We start from the raw sequence: 20,083 nt of genomic DNA, 5'->3' as shown, positions 1-20,083 counted from the left end.
AAAAATAACATCAAAAAGAGGTGACCATATGGGAGGTTTTAGTATCGTCGGATTCGTTCTAATGCTCGCAATAATCGCAATTCTTGTTTACATCATTGTAAGGATTTTAAAAAAATAGCAATGAAAATGTGCAAGTAAGATACATAAAATTAACGTCTTTTTATCCTCATCTAAACAGGTGAGGATTTTTTATATAAACTTTTAAATAAATTAGTTTATACTTTTAGAATAATCATGTATAATAAAAGAAAAAAATGAACTGGAGGATTTCAAATGAAGTATACATTTCCTGAAAATTTTTGGTGGGGTAGTGCAGCATCAGGCCCGCAAACAGAAGGTGCGGCAGATGTTGATGGACGCAAACCGAGTATTTGGGATTACTGGTATAGTAAAGAACCAGGACGCTTTTTTAACGGCGTAGGCCCAGCTAACACTTCTAACTTTTATTACCAATATAAAGAAGATATTGCGCTCATGAAAGAAACGGGGCATAATTCATTCCGTACATCGATTCAGTGGTCTAGACTCATTCCAGACGGTATCGGTGAAGTAAATCCGAAAGCCGTTGATTTTTATAATCGCGTAATTGACGAAATGATTGCACAAGGCGTCACACCATTTATGAACCTCTATCACTTTGATATGCCAATGTCGATGCAAGAAAAAGGTGGGTTCGAGTCGCGCGAAGTCATTGACGCGTATGCAACCTTTGCCGAAACTTGCTTTAAACTTTTTGGTGACCGCGTCAAACATTGGTTCACATTTAACGAGCCGATTGTACCCGTTGAAGCAGGTTACTTATATGATATGCATTATCCAAACGTTGTGGACTTCAAACGTGCGGTGCAAGTCGGATTCGGTACAACGCTCGCGCACGCAAAAGCTGTCAAAGCGTATCACGGATTAAAGCAAGACGGAAAAATCGGCATTATTTTAAACTTGACGCCGTCCTATCCGCGCAGTCAAAATGAAGCGGACTTGCGTGCAGCCCACTTGGCAGATTTAATCTTCAATCGCAGCTTCTTAGACCCAGTCACACTTGGCGAATTCCCAAGAGACCTCGTCGAATTGTTACGTGAGAAGAATTTCTTACCGGATTACACAGAGGAAGACCTAGCCATCATTAAGGAAAATATTATCGATATTTTAGGGGTCAATTATTACCAACCGCGCAGAGTTAAAGCAAAAGAATATATGCCACATAAAGACGCGCCTTTTGTCCCAGAGCATCTTTTTGATAACTACGAAATGCCTTACCGCAAAATGAATCCGTACCGTGGCTGGGAAATTTACGAGCAAGCGATTTATGATATTGCGATCAACATTCGCGATAACTACAATAACATTCCTTTCTTTATTTCGGAAAATGGGATGGGTGTTGAAGGCGAAGACCGGTATCGAAACGCTGAAGGATTTATCGAGGATACGTACCGAATTGAGTTCATTCAGTCGCATTTGAAATGGCTTCATAAAGCAATTTCTGAAGGTTCCAATTGTCTCGGCTACCATCTATGGACGTTCATGGATTGCTGGAGCTGGGCAAATGCCTATAAAAATCGCTACGGCCTAGTCGAAGTGAACTTAGATGAGAACTATAAACGGACAATCAAAGCATCAGGCAAATGGTATAAAACACTCGCTTCCGAAAACGGATTTGAAGCCTAATTTCATTTTATGGTAAAATTATGAAAAAAGACTCAAGATGAGGTGTCTGAAATGGCAGGAAACCAAACAAAATATAGCTTTATCGCCGAAGAAATAAGAACGCGCATTAAAAATCAAGAATACCCACTAGATAAGCCAATTCCAGATGAGATGACGCTCGCAAAGGAATTTGACTGCAGCCGAATGACAATGAAAAAAGCACTGGAAGTTTTAGTGTTAGAAGGCTTATTATACAGAAAGCGCGGACACGGCACGTTTATTATTAAGTCCGCACTTGATGCCGAACGGCTGCACATTCAAAGTCAAGAAGTGAACGGCTTTACAAAACTCGTGAACGGTGAAAAAGTCGACACCATCATTCTCCGCTTTGAAGTAGTTTTTCCAGATGAAAAAATCGCTGAAAAACTTCACGTGGAAAAAGAAACGCCGGTCTATGAAATCTTGCGGGTCAGAAGTGTTGCGTCCGAACCATATGTCATTGAACACACATTCATGCCCGTACAAATTGTACCCGGACTCACAAAAGAAGTTTTAGAAGGTTCAATTTACAGCTATATCCAAGATAAACTAAACCATAAAATCGCGAGTTCCTACAAGCAAATTCGTGCGGATAAATCTAATGAACTGGACCATAAATATTTAAAATGTCAACAAGACGATCCCGTCATGGACGTCGAGCAAACCGTGTATTTAAACAACGGCGTCGCATTTGAATATTCCATTTCAAGACACCGCTATGACAAATTTGTATTCACGACGGTAAATATTTCGCGGAGATAACAAACTAAAACCACCCCCAAAATCTAATTTTGAGGGTGGTTCATTTGCCAAGCAATTCGTTAGGAAATGCTGAACTGCGGCTGATAGGAACAAAAAGAAATCAAGACTCGCCCTTTTTAGTCCCAGAAGAAATACCAGCAGTAAACCAGTAAACGATCCCTAAAACAAGGAGGGCGACGATTGAAGACAGGTACATGATGGAGTAATTGCTAAAGGTTGCAACGATACTTAAGCCGAAGCTCCCGATGGCCATGCCTAAATCCATACCGGAAAGAAAAGTACCGTTTGCTGCACCAATCTTTTCTGGCGCGGCACGTTCGACTGCAAGCGCCTGTAGAGCTGGCTGAGTCATGCCATAACCAAGTCCGAAAATTAATGCGGCTACAAAAAGTGTAAAAGCATTCCATGCCATAGAAAGAACGATTAATCCTGCTATCATGGCTAAAACGCCAGGTATAATAACAAAGCGGTGCCCCTTTACATCATAAAGCCGTCCAGCGAAAAAGCGACTGATGAGAATCGTAATCGCTTGACCTAAAAAATAAATCCAAGTATTGGATACATGAATTTCATTCCCGTATACCATCATAAAAGTTTGAATGCCACCAAGAGGGATAGCTAAAAGCAGACATAAAAAGGCTGGGAGTAAAGCGGATTTTTCAATGAGTGAAGATTTTGTTTTAGTAACAGAGCTGTTCTTTTTCAAATGAATTTGTGAAAGTAATATCAAATTTGCGCATAAAAATAGTAAAGCAAAGGTAATTAAAAAATTAAAATCAAACTGATTAATAATGATAATGGCTAGAATAGGGGCAATAGACATGCCTAAGGCCGTCGTTAAGCCGTAAAAACCAATCCCTTCGCCGATTCTATTTGGCGGAACTAAAGAAGAAACACCAGTCGCGATAGAGGTCGTACTAATGCCCCAGCCGGCGCCTTGTAAAAGCCGAATCATCAAAATTAGAATGACCACAGATGAAAAATAAAAACTAAAAGTCGATACAATTAAAATAACTATGCCAATCAAAATTAAAATTTTTGAGCCTACACGGTCGTTCCAACTTCCTGAAACAGCACGTGTGAAGAGTGCGACAACTGAAAAAAGTCCAACAGAAAGGCTCGCGGAAACTTGCGAGCCGCCAAGTTCAATAATCCGAGCTGGTAAGGTCGGCATAAAAACCATAAATCCGATATAGAGAAATAGGCTTCCTATTAGTAGAAAAATATAATCTTTCGTCCATAATTTGCTGCTTTTATTCAAAATAATCCCTTCTTACTTTATGTTTTGGTCGATTTGGAGCATAATTTGTTGCCACAGCTTCAAATCGTCTGAGCTGATATGACGAAATATAGTTTTACAAGTATCTTCTACAACATATCTTAATTGATTTGTTTCGTTCTCTCCTTTTTTTGTTAAACTAATATGTGTTTTCCGACGATCCTCAGAATTAGTTTGGCTTGTCACAAGCTCTTTTCTTACTAATACATCAATAATCCGATTAACAGTAGGTGTATCCTTATGAACAAACTGAGCTAATTCTTTTTGTGATAGTGGCTGTTTCTGTTGAATTACATTTAAAACAGACCATTGTTCAGGTGTAACATTAAATTCCGATAAGTTCCTTGTTAAGTATAAATGCATGTTTTTAGCCATTACCGTTGTATTGAAAGTAAGGTTGTCAAACTCCTGACGCAAAGTAAACACTCCTATCCCTATATAATTGTCATAACAATCGTTGTCATGACAATTATATAAGAAATGATACTAAAATGTCAACTTGTTTATGCGTACAATTGGTTCTGATGCCTTTTATGATATACTACACGATGTATTTAAATGCGAGCGAATGGCGGAGCACTGTATGATTCGTGCGGACGGCGATTATAGGTTGGAGCTTTAAAAATAGACTAAGATATAGAAGTAAAAGAAGATATCCAAGTTAAAAAACATTTTAGAAATCCGAACATTTATATTTTGTAAGCTCTTGTGAAAAAAGGAAGATAGAAGCTTCATTCTGTCTTCCTTTTTATTTTTATGCTAGTCTAAAGGCAGAAGAACAATTAGGGGGAATAGATATGATAAAAGTTGTCTTTACTTACCGGACAAAAGAAAAGGATTTGCCAGAACTGATGGCGAAATTTGTTGAATCTGGAAGTAATCCGGAATTTCATTCGGAGGTTTCGAATCAAAAAATTGAGATGTTTAAACGCACGGACGGCGATGATGTTTATGTTGTTTTGGATATTTATTATGCGTCGAGAGAGGACTATGAGGTGCGTACGACATTTGAACGTAGTCAGCCAAAATGGAATGCGATTTGGTTTTCGGATAATTTGAAACATGAGGAAGTATCGGTGGAGGTTTTTGACGTTATTTAATTTATTTTTTATTCAGCACCAGTTTATAAAAAGTTCATTTTTGACATGTAAAATGAAAGCAGAAAATCATTTGGAGCCCGTAAAATACGGTTCTTTTTTGAAAAGTAGGGAGAAAAATGCGGATACGTTCACGATTTTTAATTTCCTTTTTAGGAAGCCTGTTTGTTATTATCCTCGCGCTGATGGCGATTTTTGCAGTGGTTTTTTATGCAATAACGGGCGAGGCGCCTGTGCCGACAACGCTTTATAAAACTGCAACAGAGCAAAAAGCCATCACATTTGCGGAGCAGGAAGCGCTCATCACTTTGCGAAATACGGCGAAAGATGACCCGGCGAAATTACTCACGACAGATACAAAAAAGCAAATTACGGATTATGAAAAAAAAGGGGTAAAAATCGTGATCAGACGAGGAAACTCAATTTTGTATCACTCGGATGGACTAGTTGTCAAGTCGCTTCTTGTTCACGCCCCTAAGTTCGACACGGATAATATTTATACCCAAGGGACGATTGATAATAAGGGCAATTTATTTCGCTATTTAAAATTTGATTTCTATTTTCCAGACCAAGAAAAGGGTAGTGTGATGATTTTAAATCAGGAAAACAGTTTTTCCGAGTTTATGCAGAAATGGGGCGTTATTTTAATTAGCGCAATTCTTCTCCTTGCGATTTTGCTTCTTGTGCTGTTTAATCGGTCGCTCAATCGGTCGGTGATTCGGCCGCTTAGGGAATTAAATGCGAAAGTTAGTGCTATGCGGGGCGGGGACTTGAATGAGCCGCTCGTCATTTCGAGCCATGCGAAAGGGGAAGTGGACGACTTAGCGAATGAATTTGAGTCGCTGCGGTCAGCTTTACATGAGGCGAACAAGGAAAAAGAAAAGTACGAGGAGAACCGAAAAGAGCTGATTACGAGTATTTCGCATGACTTGAAGACGCCGATTACATCGATTATTGGATATGTAGAGGGGCTAAAGGACGGGGTCGCGAAGACGGCAGAACGGCAAAACCAATATCTCGGTATCATTCATAGTCAAGCGAAACATGTGGACCACCTAATTGATGAGCTATTTATTTTTTCTAAGCTCGATATGCATAAATTACCGTTTCAGTTCGAATCGATTCCGATTTATGATTTTTTGACGCATTTTGTTGACGAATACACGATTGAACTGGCGCAAAAAAACATCAAACTCGTAAGTGATTTTAAAGATGAACACATTTTTGTGCGTGCGGACCGGATGCAGCTTCGCCGTGTGCTCGACAATCTCGTTCAGAACAGCACGCGCTACATGGACAAAACGAACAAGGAAATCCGCTTGAGCTTGCGTAGCGGGGACTCGGAGGTCATCATTTCCGTCCAAGACAATGGGGTTGGTATGTCTAAAGCGGAAGTGGCGAAGATTTTTGATCGTTTTTACCGTGTGGAGAAATCCCGGAACCAAATGACCGGCGGCAGCGGTTTGGGGCTTGCGATTACGAAGGAAATTATTGCGGAACATGGCGGCGAAATTTGGGCGGAAAGCGCTGTGGGCGCTGGGACGACAATGTTCTTTACGCTAAAAAAGGGGGAGCGAAACCAATGAAACGCGTATTATTAGTGGAAGACGACCAAAATATTGCGGACTTGGAGCGCGATTATTTGGAAATCAATCAGTTTGCGGTGACGACGCGTTATGACGGCGAATCTGGTCTCACAGAAGGTTTAGAGGGCGATTATGATCTCATTATTTTAGATGTCATGCTGCCCAAATTGTCGGGCTTCGACGTATGCAAGTTGCTCCGCGAAAAAATTGAAACGCCGATTTTAATGGTGTCCGCGAAAAAAGAAGACATCGATAAAATTAGGGCGCTCGGATTAGGCGCAGATGATTACATCACCAAACCATTCAGCCCTAGCGAACTTGTCGCCCGTGTGAAAGCCCACCTTGCCCGTTTTGACCGGCTAACAAGTCGGAAGGAGAGTGCCGACCAAATTGTGATCCGCGACATTGAACTAGATGGCCGTTCACATAAAGTTTACGTTTCTGGCGAGGAAGTCACCTTTACAACGAAGGAATTCGAACTGTTGAAATTTTTGATGCAAAATGTAAACCAAGTTTTTAACAAAGAAGCGCTTTTTGAAAAAATCTGGGGTTTTGACGCCTTTGGTGATACTTCAACGGTTGTCGTGCATATTAAGCGCATTCGTGAAAAAATTGAGCTTGATTCTAAAAATCCGACCTATTTGGAGACTATTTGGGGTTCGGGTTACCGATTTAATGCCTAGAAAGTAGTGATAACCATGAAAAAAGTATTTTTTAGTCTTTTTAGCATCATGATTCTCGCTGCCTGTCAAAATGAGGCGAATTTAAAACCGGAAAAGACGAAAACGGAGGTTAAAACGATGGAAAAAGCTGAATTTGTGGACGGAACACTGCTTAAAGCCACAAGTGCCAATGATTTAGCGGCAGTGAAACACATTGTCGAAAATCAAGAGAATGTGGTCATTGATGAACAAAACGCGCAAGGGGAAACCCCACTTTTAATCGCAACGCATAAAAATTATCCAGAAATGGCCATCTATTTAATGGAAAACGGCGCCGACATAAACGTGCAAGACAGCATTCAAGACAGTCCATTTTTATATGCCGGAGCACAGGGGCGAACTGAAATTTTAACTTTTATGCTAGAAAATAAAACGCCAGATGTGAAAAAAGTGAACCGATACGGCGGCAACGCATTGATTCCCGCTGCTGAAAAAGGTCATTTAGACAATGTGAAACTCCTTTTAGCTCACCCGTCAACTGATATTGACCATCAAAACAATTTTGGTTACACTGCGCTAATTGAAGCCGTCGCACTAACAGATGGCTCCAAACTGTATCAACAAATTGTCGCGGAACTTCTAGAAGGTGGCGCAAATAAAGAATTGCGTGACAATAACGGCATGACCGCACTTGATTACGCGAAACAACAGCAAAATCAGGCGATGATGGGTTTGTTGCAAGAATAAAAGAGCAGAAACGAATGTTTCTGCTCTTTTAAAACTTCTCCTTATGCTCCCTAAAACGCCGAATACTATGATTAAATACCTCAGATAGCATCAGCCCAGCCGCAATGGCACCTGCTACCATTGCGACTTGTACAGAAAAGCCAATTGCCACCGTATACTCGCCCAAAACAAAGTTTCTTACAGCTTGAAAAGCCAAACTTCCGGGAACAAGCGGCACAATACCGGGAACGTTGAAAATTGTAATCGGCATATGCTTATATTTTGCGAAAAAGTGACTCGCCACCGCGACGACGAAAGCGCCCGCAATTGTGGCCATCACCGTTCCGCTACCAAATTTATTTAAAGCATAAAAAAGCATCCAACCAAAAGCGCCCGTAAGTCCGCACGCATTCAGTGCCTTTTTAGGGACATTCGTAATAATCGCGAACGTGACCGTTGCTAAGTAACTAAAAATAAATTGAACAAGAATCGTTAAAATCATGAAAGCCCCTCCTCACGTGAAAAAGCGGAAAACAACCGCAATCCCAATTCCAATCGCACCAGAAGTTAAAAGCGCCTCCGTCCCGCGCGCCATTCCACTAAGCAAGTGCCCCGCCAGCAAATCCCGCACCGCATTCGTAATCGGGACACCCGGAACAAGCGGCATAACACCACCAATAATAATTTTGTCTAAATTAACGCCAAGATGAACGTGTACAACAAAAACAGCGAGAATACCGACAATAAACGAGGCGAAAAATTCAGCTAAAAACTTCACTTTCAACCATTCGGCCGTGTAGTAAAAAATAATGAAGCCAGTCGCGCCAATTAAACACGTACTAATGAAATCCACTAATGAACCACCAAAAATAATCATCAGCGCGCCGCTCACAAGACCCGCCGATAAAATTTGCAGCCAAAGCGGGAAGAAGCGTGTATCGTATTCTAATTTTTTTAAACTGGTATTTAGTTCTTCTAATGAAATATGGTTAGCCGCGAATTCGCGGGAAAGATCATTGACTAGGGAAACTTTTTCCAAATTGATAGTTCTTGTTGGAATCGGTTGTAATTGGAGGTTGTGTTCGCCTTCAACGGACATGAAAATCCCAGTTGGCGTCGCAAAACTAACGCCTTTTTTTTGAGTTGCAGCATCGGCAATTCGGTTCATCGTATCTTCCACACGATAAATTTCCGCGCCACTCTCCATCATGATTTTACCGGCCATTAGGCAAGTTTCGAGCATAAAATCGCGATTTTTCTCCAAAAAAATTCCCTCCTTTTTTAAAAAAATAAGCACTGTACTTTATCCTAACCTAGATTACTAAGAAATTCTAGTCTTTTTATGTATAAATTGTGGAGTTTGGGGGTAAAGAATAACTATATTTAGCTGATTATAGGGGGATATTTATGTTTACGTATGATATTTGTGAGCCAATCGGAAGGAAAGATGGTGAAACTTTTCCTGTCATTTTTGCTCTCCATGGGTTTGGCGGAGACGAATTAGATGTACCAGGCGTTTTAGAAATTATGATGGATCGTTACGTTGTTGTTGCACTTCGTGGTAAGGTGGAATATGGCCCAAGTTATGGTTTTTACCACATGGCGACAGAAGGTGAACCAAGCGCGAATGAAATTCATGAAGTTTCAAAAGAAGTCCTGCAATTTATGCACGATATTATAACAAAATACGATACCATTAATGAAAAAGATACTTTTCTGGTCGGCTTTGACCAAGGGGCAATGGTTACACTCGATTTAATGTTACGTTACGGTGGCAAAATAAGCGGTGCAGCACTTCTTAGCTCGCGCTTTTTAGCCTATACAAAAGATTTACCCCAAAATTTACTTTTGAAAAACACACCGTTTTTTGTGGCACACGGAACGCAAGATATCGCAGTACCAATTGAAGAAGCAGAAAACTTAACACGCTTTCTAAAAACCATCTCGAATAAAGTCGAGTTTCATAGCTTTTTTACAGGCCATCATTTAAAAGAAGCCGAAGAAGACGAGCTCGAAATTTGGCTGGATAAACTCGTTCAACCGAAAACGCAAAAAAAATAAGAATAGGGGAATTTTTCCCTACTCTTATTTTTTTGTTTAGATATCAAGTTCCAAAATGAGCACTTTTAAGTAGTTGCCTTCTGGAAATTCAGGGTGGACTTTAAAATCACTTGGAAGCGTGTGCGTTTCACGGATTTTGAAAGTACGCTTGCTTTCTTTAAAGGCAGCCGAAATGATTTCTTTAAACTTTTTGAGTGAAAAATTCGCATAGTTTGTCGAGGCAATGATGGTGCCATTTGGTGCTGTAATGCTAATTAATTCTTCCATCAGCGTTCCGTAATCTTTTGCGACACTAAACGTGATTTTCTTTGTACGCGCAAAGCTTGGTGGGTCGGCGATGACTAAATCGAACAGCATATTTTTTCGTTTGGCGAACTTCATGTATTCGAATACGTCCCACACTAAAATCGATTGTTCTTCGGGATTAAAACCGTTCACAACAAATTGTTCGCTCGTTTTGGCCACGCTTCGTTTTGCAACATCCACGCTTGTCGTATTTAATGCGCCGCCGTACAAAGCCGCAACGGAAAATGCGCCCGTGTAGGAAAATGTATTCAGCACGTTTTTTTGACTAGCAAATTCTTCCATGATTCGCCGTCTGACATTGCGCTGATCAAGGAAAATCCCCGTCATCCACCCATCATTTAAATAGGTCGCGTACGTCATGCCGTTTTCTTTCACAAGTAACGGAAATTCTGGCACGTCACCGCCAACAAAATCGTGTGTGTTTTCCTCCCGGAGAAATCTCTTTTTCTCGTAAATGCCTTTCACAAAAGGTTGGTCAAACATGGCGCGCAAAAGCGCTTTTTGGTAGCTGTAAATCCCCGCGCTGTACCACTGCAGAAGCAGAAAGCCATCATAATAATCAATTGTTAGACCACCAAGCCCGTCACCTTCTCCGTTAAAAAGGCGAAAAGCCGTTGTGGTGTCATCGTGAAAAAGTTCCTGCCGATTTTGTACCGCTTCCTGTAAAAGTGCGCGAAAAAACTCGGTAGACAGCGTTTCGTCTTCATTGCGGGAGAAAACCCAGCCATCCCCCTTATTTTGTTTCCCGTAATACGCTTTCCCAAGAAACGCTTTATTCGGCGACACAAGACGCAAAATTTGTCCTTCCGCAATTTGCTTTGGCCAATTCACAATCATTTCGCGCTGCACGAGTGGGAACCCGCTCTGATATCGCTTCACATATTTAGGTGCCACTTGCAAAGTTAGTTCTTCCATCTAATCACTCCATAAAAAAGCTTCCTACACATTGTAGGAAGCTTTAGACTGTGTTCCAATTAGAAATTAGCTACGCGACCAAAACCTACAAGGTATTTGCCCCAGCCAGTTCCATAAATATTGTCATATTTCACGCCAGCGTTTTGTGCGTTGATCATTTGACCGCCACCAACATAAATCCCAACGTGTGAAATACCACTACCATAATCGAAGAATACTAAATCGCCTGGTTTCGCTTGAGCAGCAGAAACTTTCGTTGCTTGAGCATACTGGGAACCAGATGTGCGAGATAAATTCACGCCGATTTTAGAAAATACGTATTTAGTGTAACCAGAGCAATCGAATGTAGTAGGGCCATTTCCACCCCAGCTATAACTTTTACCCAAGTGCTTTTGCGCTTCAGCAATTAAAGCGCTGTAGCTCGAACTTGAGCTTGCTTGGCTAGAACCAGTATTTGTGTTTTGACTTGGTTTGCTTGTATTTGAAGTCGTATTTGTTGGTGTCGATACGTTAGTAGCAGGAACAGTGCCTTTTACTTTAAGTACTTGCCCAACTTGTAAATTATCACTTGTTAGCCCATTTAAAGCTTTTAATTTCGAAACGCTAGTACCAAAAATGCTAGCAATTTTACTTAAAGAATCACCGCTACGAACCGTATAGCTCGATGCATTTGTATTGATAGAAGGTGCTTGTGGCGTTTCTACTTTAGCAGGCGCTTGTGTTGTCGTCTCTTGTTTAGGCGCTTCTGCTTTTTCAGTTTGAGCAGGTGCAGCAGCTTTCACTTCACCTTTAACTTTTAAAACGTCCCCAACAACGATAGCATCGCTAGAAAGGTTGTTTAAAGCTTTCAAATTAGCAACAGAAGTACCGAAAAGACCCGCAATTTTGCTTAAAGAATCGCCACTTTTAACCGTGTAGCTAGACGCATTCACATCAACAGACGGTACCGCTACTTGTTCAGCAGCAGGCGCTTTAGTTGTTTCTTTTTCAGCCACTTGGCTTGTTTCAGCCGGAGCAGTTGTTGCTTGTTTCGGTGCAACCGTTTTGGCAGCACTTTCTTTTACAGCTAAGTTTTGTCCAACGTAAATAGAAGAAGAGGATAAATTATTCCAAGACATAATATTTTGGACAGAAGTACCAAATTTAACTGACAGCGCCCAAAGCGTGTCACCACTTTTAACCGTGTAAGTAGAAAGATTAGCTTCTTCGACTACAGGAGCAGCTTTTTGTTCACTAGCTGGTTGAGTAGTTTCCTTTTCCACTTTTGGAGCAGGAGCAGCCACTTTTGCTTCACCTAAGAATTTTCCATTTACATAACCTGTTTTTCCGTCAGCAAATGTAATTTTATTCCAGCCGTTTGCTTCAGTAGATTCAACAGTTACTTTTGTACCACCTTTAAGCGATGTTACAATTTGATTGTCTACGCTAGGCCCTTTACGGACGTTCAACCAAGTTGCAGAAACAGATTTCTCAGATTTTTCTTCTTTTACTTCACTCACGACAAGTTTTTGACCCGGAAAAATCTTATCTGAATCCAAATTGTTTAATTGTTTTAAAGAATCAACAGTCGTATCATTGGCTTCCGCAATTCCCCATAATGTATCACCAGACTCCACAACAACACTGCTAGCAGAGGCAATTGTTGGAGCCGCAAAAGCTGTTACGGCAATCCCCGCAGTAGCAGTAGCGATAGTCGCTTTTTTCATATTTGTATAACCCCTCTCTTTTCAAAAAACTCAGTTAAAACTTGTATGTATACCGATTAATACCCATTTTACCCAGTTTAAAGCTAAAAAACAAACAAGCGAATGATTTCAAAACGAGGAATATCGGACTATACCAGCTTGTTGTAATAAAGCTGTAATGAAAGAAGGACACGAACGTATATTCCTCGGTCTTCTGACGTATTGCCATGGAACTTTTGGTTGAGAAACAAAAGTTGCTAAAGGTTGAACAAAGTTTCGTAAAAGGAAACCTATTTTAAAAAGACAATAGAAAAATTTAATCAAATTGTAATATTCATTTTTATGAATGATTTATAAAAAAAGAATGTCCATTTTGCAGGGCGTAAAATGAAGACGTAGTGAGACTTTCCGTTTCATGTAACATAAACAAACATTAAATACTCTAAAATAATTCATGAATGATGTATAATAACTTTACGGAGGGGAAAAAATGAAACAGAATTTTGATGATCGCAAAATCGTTCGCGAATATCGCGAAATCGCGCGACAAATTGTTCGCAAAGAAGGTTTATACATCAACATGGAACAAGCCGAATTGCAGGAGCAGACGCGAATTTGGCGCGAAAAATTTGAAACGCAAGAAATGACTTTACGAGATAAAATTAATATTTTTGCCCTTGTCAGAGAAGCAGCAAAACGAATTGTGGGCTTAGAAGCTGTTATTGTCCAACTCATTGGAGCCCTCGTTTTAGGTGACGGTAAAATCGCCGAAATGAAAACTGGGGAAGGAAAAACCCTCGTTTCACTTTTCGTCATGTACATAGAAGTTTTGCGTTCAGGGCGGGTGCATTTAATTACAGCCAATGAATATTTGGCACGACGCGACCGCGAAGAAATTGGACAGGTACTGGAATATTTAGGGATTTCAGTTGCGCTTAATGTAGCTGGATTAGAGAAGGACCAAAAAAAAGCAATTTATACTGCGGATGTTATTTACGGCACCGCTTCTGAATTTGGCTTTGACTACTTGCGCGACAACATGGTGCGGCAGCTAGACGATAAAGTTCAGACAGGCCTAGATTTCGTTTTAATCGATGAAGCGGATTCGATTTTAATTGATGAGGCGCGCACACCGCTTCTTATTTCGGATCATAAAGAAGAAGACTTAACAATGTATGAAAAAGCCAATAAGTTGATGGCGAAAATGTTAAAAGATGATTATGAAATTGATGAACATAAAAGGCTCGTCTGGCTAAACGATGCAGGAATTGAAAAGGCTGAAATGTTTTGGCAAGTAGATTCGCTCTATGCGGCGGAAAATCAGCCGTTATTGCGCATTACGATGCTGCTTCTTCGTGCACATCATTTGATGCATAAAGATAAAGATTATGTCGTACTTAATGACGAAGTGCTCATTGTTGATCCGCACACTGGGCGGGCGCTTCCGGGACGCCGTTTTAATGACGGGCTCCATCAGGCCATTGAGGCTAAAGAAGGCGTAACAGTCAACGAAGAATCGCGCACACTTGCGACTATTACAATACAAAACTACTTTAGGATGTATAAAAAAATCGCTGGAATGACCGGCACAGCCAAAACGGAAGAAGAGGAATTTAGGCAGATTTACGGCCTCGATGTGGTAGTCATCCCAACCAATTTGCGAGTGAACCGAGAAGACATGCCAGACGATGTATTTTATTCCAAAAAAGAAAAAGGGCGTGCGATTGTTTACGAAGTGTCGTGGCGCTATGAGAAGGGCCAGCCAACCCTAATTGGGACCTCATCAATCAAAAGCAATGAGTGGATTAGCGAATTGTTAACAAACGCGGGTATCCCGCATCAAGTGTTAAATGCGAAAAACCATGCACAAGAGGCCGAAATTATTGCGCGTGCAGGTGAACCTGGTATGGTGACACTTGCGACGAACATGGCGGGACGCGGAACCGATATTAAGCTTAGTCCAAGCGTTCATAAGCTTGGCGGTCTTGCTGTCATCGGCACGGAGCGACATGAGAGCCGCCGAATTGATTTGCAGCTAATGGGGCGTTCAGGTAGACGTGGGGACCCGGGTTTCAGCAAATTCATGGTGTCTATCGAAGACGACTTGTTAGAGCAATTTGATAGTAAGAAATGGGAAAAATATCGTTTCAAATTGAAGCGTCGCCACCCAAAAGACGGCAAGCCCGTTAACTCATCAAGAATTAATGGCTTTATTTTAGATGCACAAAAACGGATTGAAGGCGCCAATTATGACCTTCGAAAAGATCTTTTATCGTATGATGAAGTGATTGATTTGCAGCGCAAGATGGTTTACAAAGAACGCGACCGCCTGTTAGAGCAACACCGGTTAGAAATTTCTTCTGAAAAAATCTTGTTAGAAGTTGCTGAACGAACGTTTCGTGAGGCCAAGGACGAATTTGAACAAGAAGAACTTTATGAGCGGCAAAAAGAGCTGCTTGGTGGAACGAAATTTCCGTATACTTTTGATGAAGTGACATTGATGGAACCGGAAGAAGTAGGCAAGAAAATTCTGGAATGGCATCAAAAACAGCGCCGGAAATTTCCTGTGAATACGATTAGCATGATTGAAAAAGAGGTATATTTAAATTTGATGGATCAAATGTGGGTTATCCATTTAGATGAAATGGTGCAACTACGCGAAGGGATTCATTTGCGTGCATACGGGCAGCTTGATCCGCTCGTGATGTATCAAAAAGAAGGCGCCCATTTATTCGAGAAATTTCAAGCGGACTATCATTTCTTTTTCGCGCATGCGCTTTTAGAACTCGACCCAGATGGACTTATTATGGGCTAAATTTTCCTTCTTAAGACTGATTTTTGGCTGAAAATGGGATTTTAACGAGAATTTTTAGCAAAAGGTCAGTATAATGGATAAAAAAAGTAGGTGAAAAGATGAAAGGAACATTTTCCAAGTTTAAACAATTTTTTATTGAAAATAAATTTGTATTAGGGCTACTCATTTTTTTACTAGTAGCGCTCGATATTTATGTGCTCACGAAAATATCGTTTATTTTTCACCCGCTGATGGTTGTGCTCGAAACAATTGCGGCGCCCATCATTTTAGCAGGTATTTCGTATTATCTTTTCAACCCGATAATTGATTTTTTAGAGCGGAAAGGTTGGCATCGTGGCTGGGCAATTGGGCTTCTGTACATTGTTATCATCGGCATTATCGTGATTGTTTTCAGTTTTGTCATTCCAGCTGTTCGGGATCAAATCGTGAGTTTGGTCAAAACATTTCCTACATATTGGAACCAAATTACGGACAGATTTAACGAGTTTACCCAGTCCCCACTTTTTGATCAAATAAAAGAACGAATTTCGAACAATATGAGCGACATCATGAAAACATTTTCTGAAAAGGGAACGAGCTTTGTAAATAGCGCGATTGACAGCATCGGGAATATTGTTGGAACAGTAACGGAAGTTGTCCTTGCGATTGTCACTACGCCACTTGTGCTTTTCTATTTGTTGAAAGATGGGAAAAAGCTGCCGGATTTCATTTTAAAAATGCTTCCAGTGAATGGACGCGCACATACGCGACAAGTGTTCTCTGAAGCAAACCACCAAATCAGTTCCTACATTCGCGGTCAGATTATCGTAAGTTTCTGCATTGGGATTCTGCTTTTCATCGGCTATCTCATCATCGGACTTCCTTACGCTCTCACGCTAGCGATTATTGCGGCCTTTACAAGTATTGTGCCGTATTTAGGACCAGCAATTGCGATTACGCCGGCGCTTATTATCGCTACCGTCACTTCTCCGTGGTTGCTACTTAAACTGATTGTTGTCTGGGTTGTCGTACAACTTCTCGAAGGGAAATTTATTTCGCCACAAGTGATGGGCAAATCGCTCAAAGTGCATCCGATTACGATTTTATTCGTCATCCTCGTTTCGGGAAAACTATTTGGCGTTTTAGGCGTTATCTTCGCAGTACCAGGCTACGCCGTACTAAAAGTTATCGTAACTCACATTTTCATCTGGTTTAAACGAGTTTCCGGACTATACGGCGAACAACCAGAAAGCGAATACGAGCAAATTGAATCGAAAAAGGATTAAATAAAAATAAGGTAGACAAAAACGTCTACCTCAGTTTGTAGAAAAACTCTAAACTTAAGCCAAACAAAACGTACCACGCACAATTAGACTGTTGACAAATGGTGAGATTCTTACGCATTGCCGAGTACCGCACCGGAGCGTACTTGAGTACGTGATGACTGAAAACAGGAAGGGCGTAGTTTGCCCGACCATGTGAGAAGTTAGGCGAAGCGGAGCGGAACGGAGGCAAAAACTCCGAAGATTGCTGTTTGTCATCAGTCTGAGGTAGACAAAAACGTCTACCTTATTTTACTTAGAAAAGAGATATTTAGTTTAGGCGGGTGATAATATGCGTGTATTTGCAGGAGTTCTTTCAATTCAAGGCTCGATTTTAGGGCTTTTATCTTGGTTTGCCAAATCTGATGTCCCACCAGAGAGTCTTTTTGGAATGCCGGAAAATCTTGCTAAAGTAGCGGGGTTCATTTTATCAGTTGCCATGTTTATCGCGGGCATTTTAATTATTTTAGCTAAAGAAAATGACTTTTTTCTATTTGTCGCTTTAATTTTATGGGTGTTCGGCATTATTATAGGATTGCTCTTTTCACCAAGCTTTTCAGGCGTTTACTTTCGCCCGATTTGCTGCTTCATTTGCCTGTTAATTGGCGCCTATATTTTCACCGACTACACCCGTAAAAAACATTAAACAATTTTGTTTAAAAAACGAATTGCGGCTTCATACGCAAGGCGCCCGTCTGTTTCAGTCGTGTTCGTATCAAAATCATGCGGCAAATTGTGTACGGTGTAAAGTTCACTTTCTAGCGTGCCATTTTTAAGCGTCTCCGACTCAGAAATTGGTACATCTTGGTCAGCAAAACTATGGGCCAAAAAAAGTGGCGGCAGAAAATGAAAATCGCGCTCGGGAACTAAATCGAATGTGTCAATAGTTTGTATTTCAGCGTTTTCCCCAAAAACAAGCTCTTGCCATACCCCGTTTTGTCTCGCGTAAATATAAAGCGGGTAGCGGCTATCAACGGAGCCTGTGACAATTGGTTCAGGGTGAATCATCGTGTCTTTTAGCGAGTCGCTAATTTTCGGGAAGGATTGAAAGTAAGCAGTTTCTTCGTGCAAGAAAGCGGCATTTACTGTAAAATAGCCGTAGAAAGACAAAACCGCAAATGGATGTGGCAAAGTTGGATCGGTTGCCGCGAGCAGTGCAAGAAAAGCACCGGCTGAACGACCGAACAATGCAAAATCATTTTGTGGAAGTGACAGCGTTTCCGTTGCTTCTTTTTCAAACCATAAAATGGCATCCTGGATATCTTCGTAAATTTCTGGCAGTTTCGTTTCAGGCGCGAGCCGGTAGTCGACCAGTAAAAGGTTGTATCCGCCGTACAAAAATTGCTGGATGTAGGCCTTGTCTAGGTCGCTCCTAGTGCCGTATAGTAGGCCGCCACCGTGAAAATAAATGACCGTTTTAGCACTTGGCGTATCTCGCGTTATGAGGTCTGCGGCTAATTTTAGGCCATTTTTTTCAGAAAAAATAAAGGTTTTTTGATTCACTGTAACAACTCCCTTCCCTTTTAGTGTATGACGTGTTTGTTTAAAATGCTAGTGTTTTCATTTCGGCATTTTGGGGGATAAGGAGAGAGTATAAAACTTGAAGGAGGAAATTGGCATGAAAAAAGAAAAATCTGTCATCATTATGAATTTCTCAGAGGAAAGTGTTGCTTATCAAGGCTTTTCGGAGATGAAACGTCTACATACGGAAGGGAAAATTCGCGGCTATCAAATGGCTGTTTTAAAGCATGATAAAGGTGCTAAACTAAATGCAAAAGATTTTATCGATTTTACTGGGGCGGATAAAAATATAAAAGATAGCCTGATTGGTATGCTTATCGGCATTCTAGGCGGTCCTTTAGGCGTTTTACTCGGCTGGGTAGTAGGTAGCGTTGTTGGCTCCATGCAAGATGCCGGGGAAGTAAAAAGTGCGATGACTGTTTTTGAAAAAACGCTTGAAACAATTCCAGAAGGCGCAACCGGCATCATTTTAATTGCAACAGAAACAGATCGCGAAATCGTCAATGATGTTGTTTACGGCGACCTAAAAGGAAATATTGCGCGCATGGACGAAGAACTTGTTCAAAACGAAATTCGTGAAGCGCAAGCAGCTGAACAAGCAGCAGGCGACACGGCGAAGAAAAAATGGTTTAAGAAATAAGAATTTAGCTTGCGGGCACAACAAAACGTAATACGCAAAATTAGACAGGCACTAGAGAAACTAAAATTTCTAGTGCTTTTTTATTAAAATGAAAATGATAACGCTTTACTCAAAATTCGCTATTTTCAATGCAAATGAAACGTGATACAATGAACAAGTTATTGCACTTTTAAATCGTGAATATTAAATTTATTTGAGTTGGAGATGAAAGATTTGGATATCGAAAGTAGTCCATTAATGCAGAAGATTGATTACAGCACGAAGAAGAAAATTGATTTAGTAAATAATAGTGTTATTCGCTATATCGTTCGTGCCATGCTGGCTTGTTTATTCCTCACACTAGGTACAGCAGTCGCCGTTATGATTGGTGATAAAGTGGACCATTACGCACTTGGGCTTGGCAAAATTGTGTATGCCTTTATGTTTAGCTGGTCGCTCGTGATGATTATTTACATGAACGCTGAACTGGGGACATCAAATATGATGTATATGACAACAGGCGTTTACCAAAAAATTGTACGTCCAGGAAAAGCGCTACAAATTTTATTCCTTTGCGTTATTTTCAACTTAATTGGTGGTATTTGTGCGGGATATCTTGTTTCCTTAACATCGACATTCCATAATTTACCTGCTGATCACTTTTTATTCACAGCAGTAAGTGGAAAGCTTGAAAAGGCACCTATGCAAATTTTTGTAGAAGGAATTTTTGCTAATATCGTTGTAAATACAGCGGTGTTATGTACGCTTCGTATGAAAGACGATGCTGGAAAAGTCATCGCCATGATTTTCATCATTTTCATTTTCGCTTTCTTAGGATTTGAGCACGTTATCGCAAACTTTTCTTCGTTCTCGCTTGCGTTCTTTGCCTCAGGTGGCCATTTAGCAGCGATGACAGCTGGAAGTGTTGCGACAAACTTATCACTCGCTTTCTTAGGAAACTTTGTAGGTGGAGGCCTTGTGATTGGTTTAGGCTATGCTTGGCTAAACCGTACAAAATCAATTTATAAAGACTAAAAACATCCTTTTGGGTGTTTTTTAGTCTTT

At 40.7% G+C, this 20,083-nt stretch carries 19 protein-coding genes; 12 read left to right on the top strand and 7 right to left on the bottom strand.

What is annotated here, in order from left to right:
• Positions 1–273 precede the first annotated feature (273 nt).
• Both BN1609_RS11915 and BN1609_RS11910 read left to right on the top strand, forming a co-directional pair.
• The gene (locus tag BN1609_RS11915; RefSeq protein ID WP_088810593.1) at positions 274–1,665 is read left to right on the top strand and encodes a glycoside hydrolase family 1 protein; all 1,392 of its coding nucleotides are present in this window, start codon (positions 274–276) and stop codon (positions 1,663–1,665) included.
• Between the two features lie 51 nt (positions 1,666–1,716).
• On the top strand, positions 1,717–2,445 hold the full coding sequence (locus tag BN1609_RS11910) for a GntR family transcriptional regulator (RefSeq protein WP_088810592.1): 729 nt from the start codon (positions 1,717–1,719) through the stop codon (positions 2,443–2,445).
• A 100-nt stretch (positions 2,446–2,545) separates the two neighbouring features.
• Here BN1609_RS11910 and BN1609_RS11905 read toward each other — a convergent pair whose 3' ends face one another.
• Together BN1609_RS11905 and BN1609_RS11900 are read right to left on the bottom strand one after the other, a co-directional pair.
• Entirely contained in the window at positions 2,546–3,706 is a 1,161-nt protein-coding gene (locus BN1609_RS11905; protein WP_088840895.1) for an MFS transporter, read from the bottom strand.
• Positions 3,707–3,718: 12 nt separating this feature from the next.
• A complete protein-coding gene (locus tag BN1609_RS11900; protein WP_088839130.1) occupies positions 3,719–4,141 on the bottom strand; it encodes a MarR family winged helix-turn-helix transcriptional regulator in 423 nt (140 codons plus the stop codon).
• Between the two features lie 380 nt (positions 4,142–4,521).
• Between BN1609_RS11900 and BN1609_RS11895 the strand changes: the two genes are divergently transcribed.
• The 4 genes from BN1609_RS11895 (at position 4,522) to BN1609_RS11880 (ending at position 7,816) form a co-directional block, all read left to right on the top strand.
• Complete coding sequence (locus BN1609_RS11895) at positions 4,522–4,824, top strand: hypothetical protein (RefSeq protein ID WP_088840894.1); 303 nt, start codon at positions 4,522–4,524, stop codon at positions 4,822–4,824.
• Positions 4,825–4,940: 116 nt separating this feature from the next.
• Positions 4,941–6,407, top strand: coding sequence for a cell wall metabolism sensor histidine kinase WalK (locus BN1609_RS11890; RefSeq protein ID WP_088839132.1), 1,467 nt, complete (start codon positions 4,941–4,943; stop codon positions 6,405–6,407).
• Positions 6,404–7,090, top strand: a complete 687-nt coding sequence (locus BN1609_RS11885; RefSeq protein ID WP_088810587.1) for a response regulator transcription factor — start codon at positions 6,404–6,406, stop codon at positions 7,088–7,090. The genes BN1609_RS11890 and BN1609_RS11885 overlap by 4 nt, the downstream gene beginning before the upstream one ends.
• A gap of 15 nt (positions 7,091–7,105) precedes the next feature.
• The gene (locus tag BN1609_RS11880) at positions 7,106–7,816 is read left to right on the top strand and encodes an ankyrin repeat domain-containing protein (RefSeq protein WP_088810586.1); all 711 of its coding nucleotides are present in this window, start codon (positions 7,106–7,108) and stop codon (positions 7,814–7,816) included.
• Between the two features lie 28 nt (positions 7,817–7,844).
• On the opposite strand, the gene BN1609_RS11875 is transcribed toward BN1609_RS11880, so the two are convergent.
• Together BN1609_RS11875 and BN1609_RS11870 are read right to left on the bottom strand one after the other, a co-directional pair.
• Positions 7,845–8,297 (bottom strand): threonine/serine exporter family protein, encoded by a 453-nt coding sequence (locus BN1609_RS11875; RefSeq protein ID WP_088810585.1) that lies wholly within the window; start codon positions 8,295–8,297, stop codon positions 7,845–7,847.
• Positions 8,298–8,309: 12 nt separating this feature from the next.
• A complete protein-coding gene (locus BN1609_RS11870) occupies positions 8,310–9,038 on the bottom strand; it encodes a threonine/serine exporter family protein (RefSeq protein ID WP_088810621.1) in 729 nt (242 codons plus the stop codon).
• 164 nt (positions 9,039–9,202) lie between these two features.
• On the opposite strand from BN1609_RS11870, the gene BN1609_RS11865 reads away from it, so the two are divergent.
• Complete coding sequence (locus tag BN1609_RS11865; RefSeq protein WP_088840893.1) at positions 9,203–9,856, top strand: alpha/beta hydrolase; 654 nt, start codon at positions 9,203–9,205, stop codon at positions 9,854–9,856.
• A gap of 36 nt (positions 9,857–9,892) precedes the next feature.
• On the opposite strand, the gene BN1609_RS11860 is transcribed toward BN1609_RS11865, so the two are convergent.
• Together BN1609_RS11860 and BN1609_RS11855 are read right to left on the bottom strand one after the other, a co-directional pair.
• A complete protein-coding gene (locus tag BN1609_RS11860) occupies positions 9,893–11,077 on the bottom strand; it encodes a class I SAM-dependent rRNA methyltransferase (protein ID WP_088810583.1) in 1,185 nt (394 codons plus the stop codon).
• A 59-nt stretch (positions 11,078–11,136) separates the two neighbouring features.
• Complete coding sequence (locus BN1609_RS11855; RefSeq protein WP_088815568.1) at positions 11,137–12,783, bottom strand: LysM peptidoglycan-binding domain-containing protein; 1,647 nt, start codon at positions 12,781–12,783, stop codon at positions 11,137–11,139.
• Positions 12,784–13,252: 469 nt separating this feature from the next.
• Between BN1609_RS11855 and secA2 the strand changes: the two genes are divergently transcribed.
• The 3 genes from secA2 (at position 13,253) to BN1609_RS11840 (ending at position 17,524) form a co-directional block, all read left to right on the top strand.
• Positions 13,253–15,577 (top strand): accessory Sec system translocase SecA2, encoded by a 2,325-nt coding sequence (secA2, locus tag BN1609_RS11850; RefSeq protein WP_088840892.1) that lies wholly within the window; start codon positions 13,253–13,255, stop codon positions 15,575–15,577.
• A gap of 98 nt (positions 15,578–15,675) precedes the next feature.
• Complete coding sequence (locus tag BN1609_RS11845; protein WP_088810580.1) at positions 15,676–16,842, top strand: AI-2E family transporter; 1,167 nt, start codon at positions 15,676–15,678, stop codon at positions 16,840–16,842.
• A 328-nt stretch (positions 16,843–17,170) separates the two neighbouring features.
• On the top strand, positions 17,171–17,524 hold the full coding sequence (locus tag BN1609_RS11840) for a hypothetical protein (protein WP_088815566.1): 354 nt from the start codon (positions 17,171–17,173) through the stop codon (positions 17,522–17,524).
• On the opposite strand, the gene BN1609_RS11835 is transcribed toward BN1609_RS11840, so the two are convergent.
• Entirely contained in the window at positions 17,521–18,381 is an 861-nt protein-coding gene (locus tag BN1609_RS11835) for an alpha/beta hydrolase (protein ID WP_088840891.1), read from the bottom strand. The two genes, BN1609_RS11840 and BN1609_RS11835, sit on opposite strands and share 4 nt — an antisense overlap.
• A 115-nt stretch (positions 18,382–18,496) precedes the next feature.
• Between BN1609_RS11835 and BN1609_RS11830 the strand changes: the two genes are divergently transcribed.
• Positions 18,497–19,039, top strand: a complete 543-nt coding sequence (locus tag BN1609_RS11830; protein WP_088810577.1) for a DUF1269 domain-containing protein — start codon at positions 18,497–18,499, stop codon at positions 19,037–19,039.
• Between the two features lie 213 nt (positions 19,040–19,252).
• Complete coding sequence (locus BN1609_RS11825) at positions 19,253–20,053, top strand: formate/nitrite transporter family protein (protein ID WP_088810576.1); 801 nt, start codon at positions 19,253–19,255, stop codon at positions 20,051–20,053.
• The last annotated feature ends 30 nt before the right edge of the window (positions 20,054–20,083 follow it).

This window comes from Listeria sp. ILCC797 (assembly GCF_900186185.1).
Taxonomy (GTDB): Bacteria; Bacillota; Bacilli; order Lactobacillales; family Listeriaceae; genus Listeria; species Listeria goaensis.
Note: the sequence above shows the minus strand (reverse complement) of the source record. Positions and strands in the feature narration are given on the sequence as shown.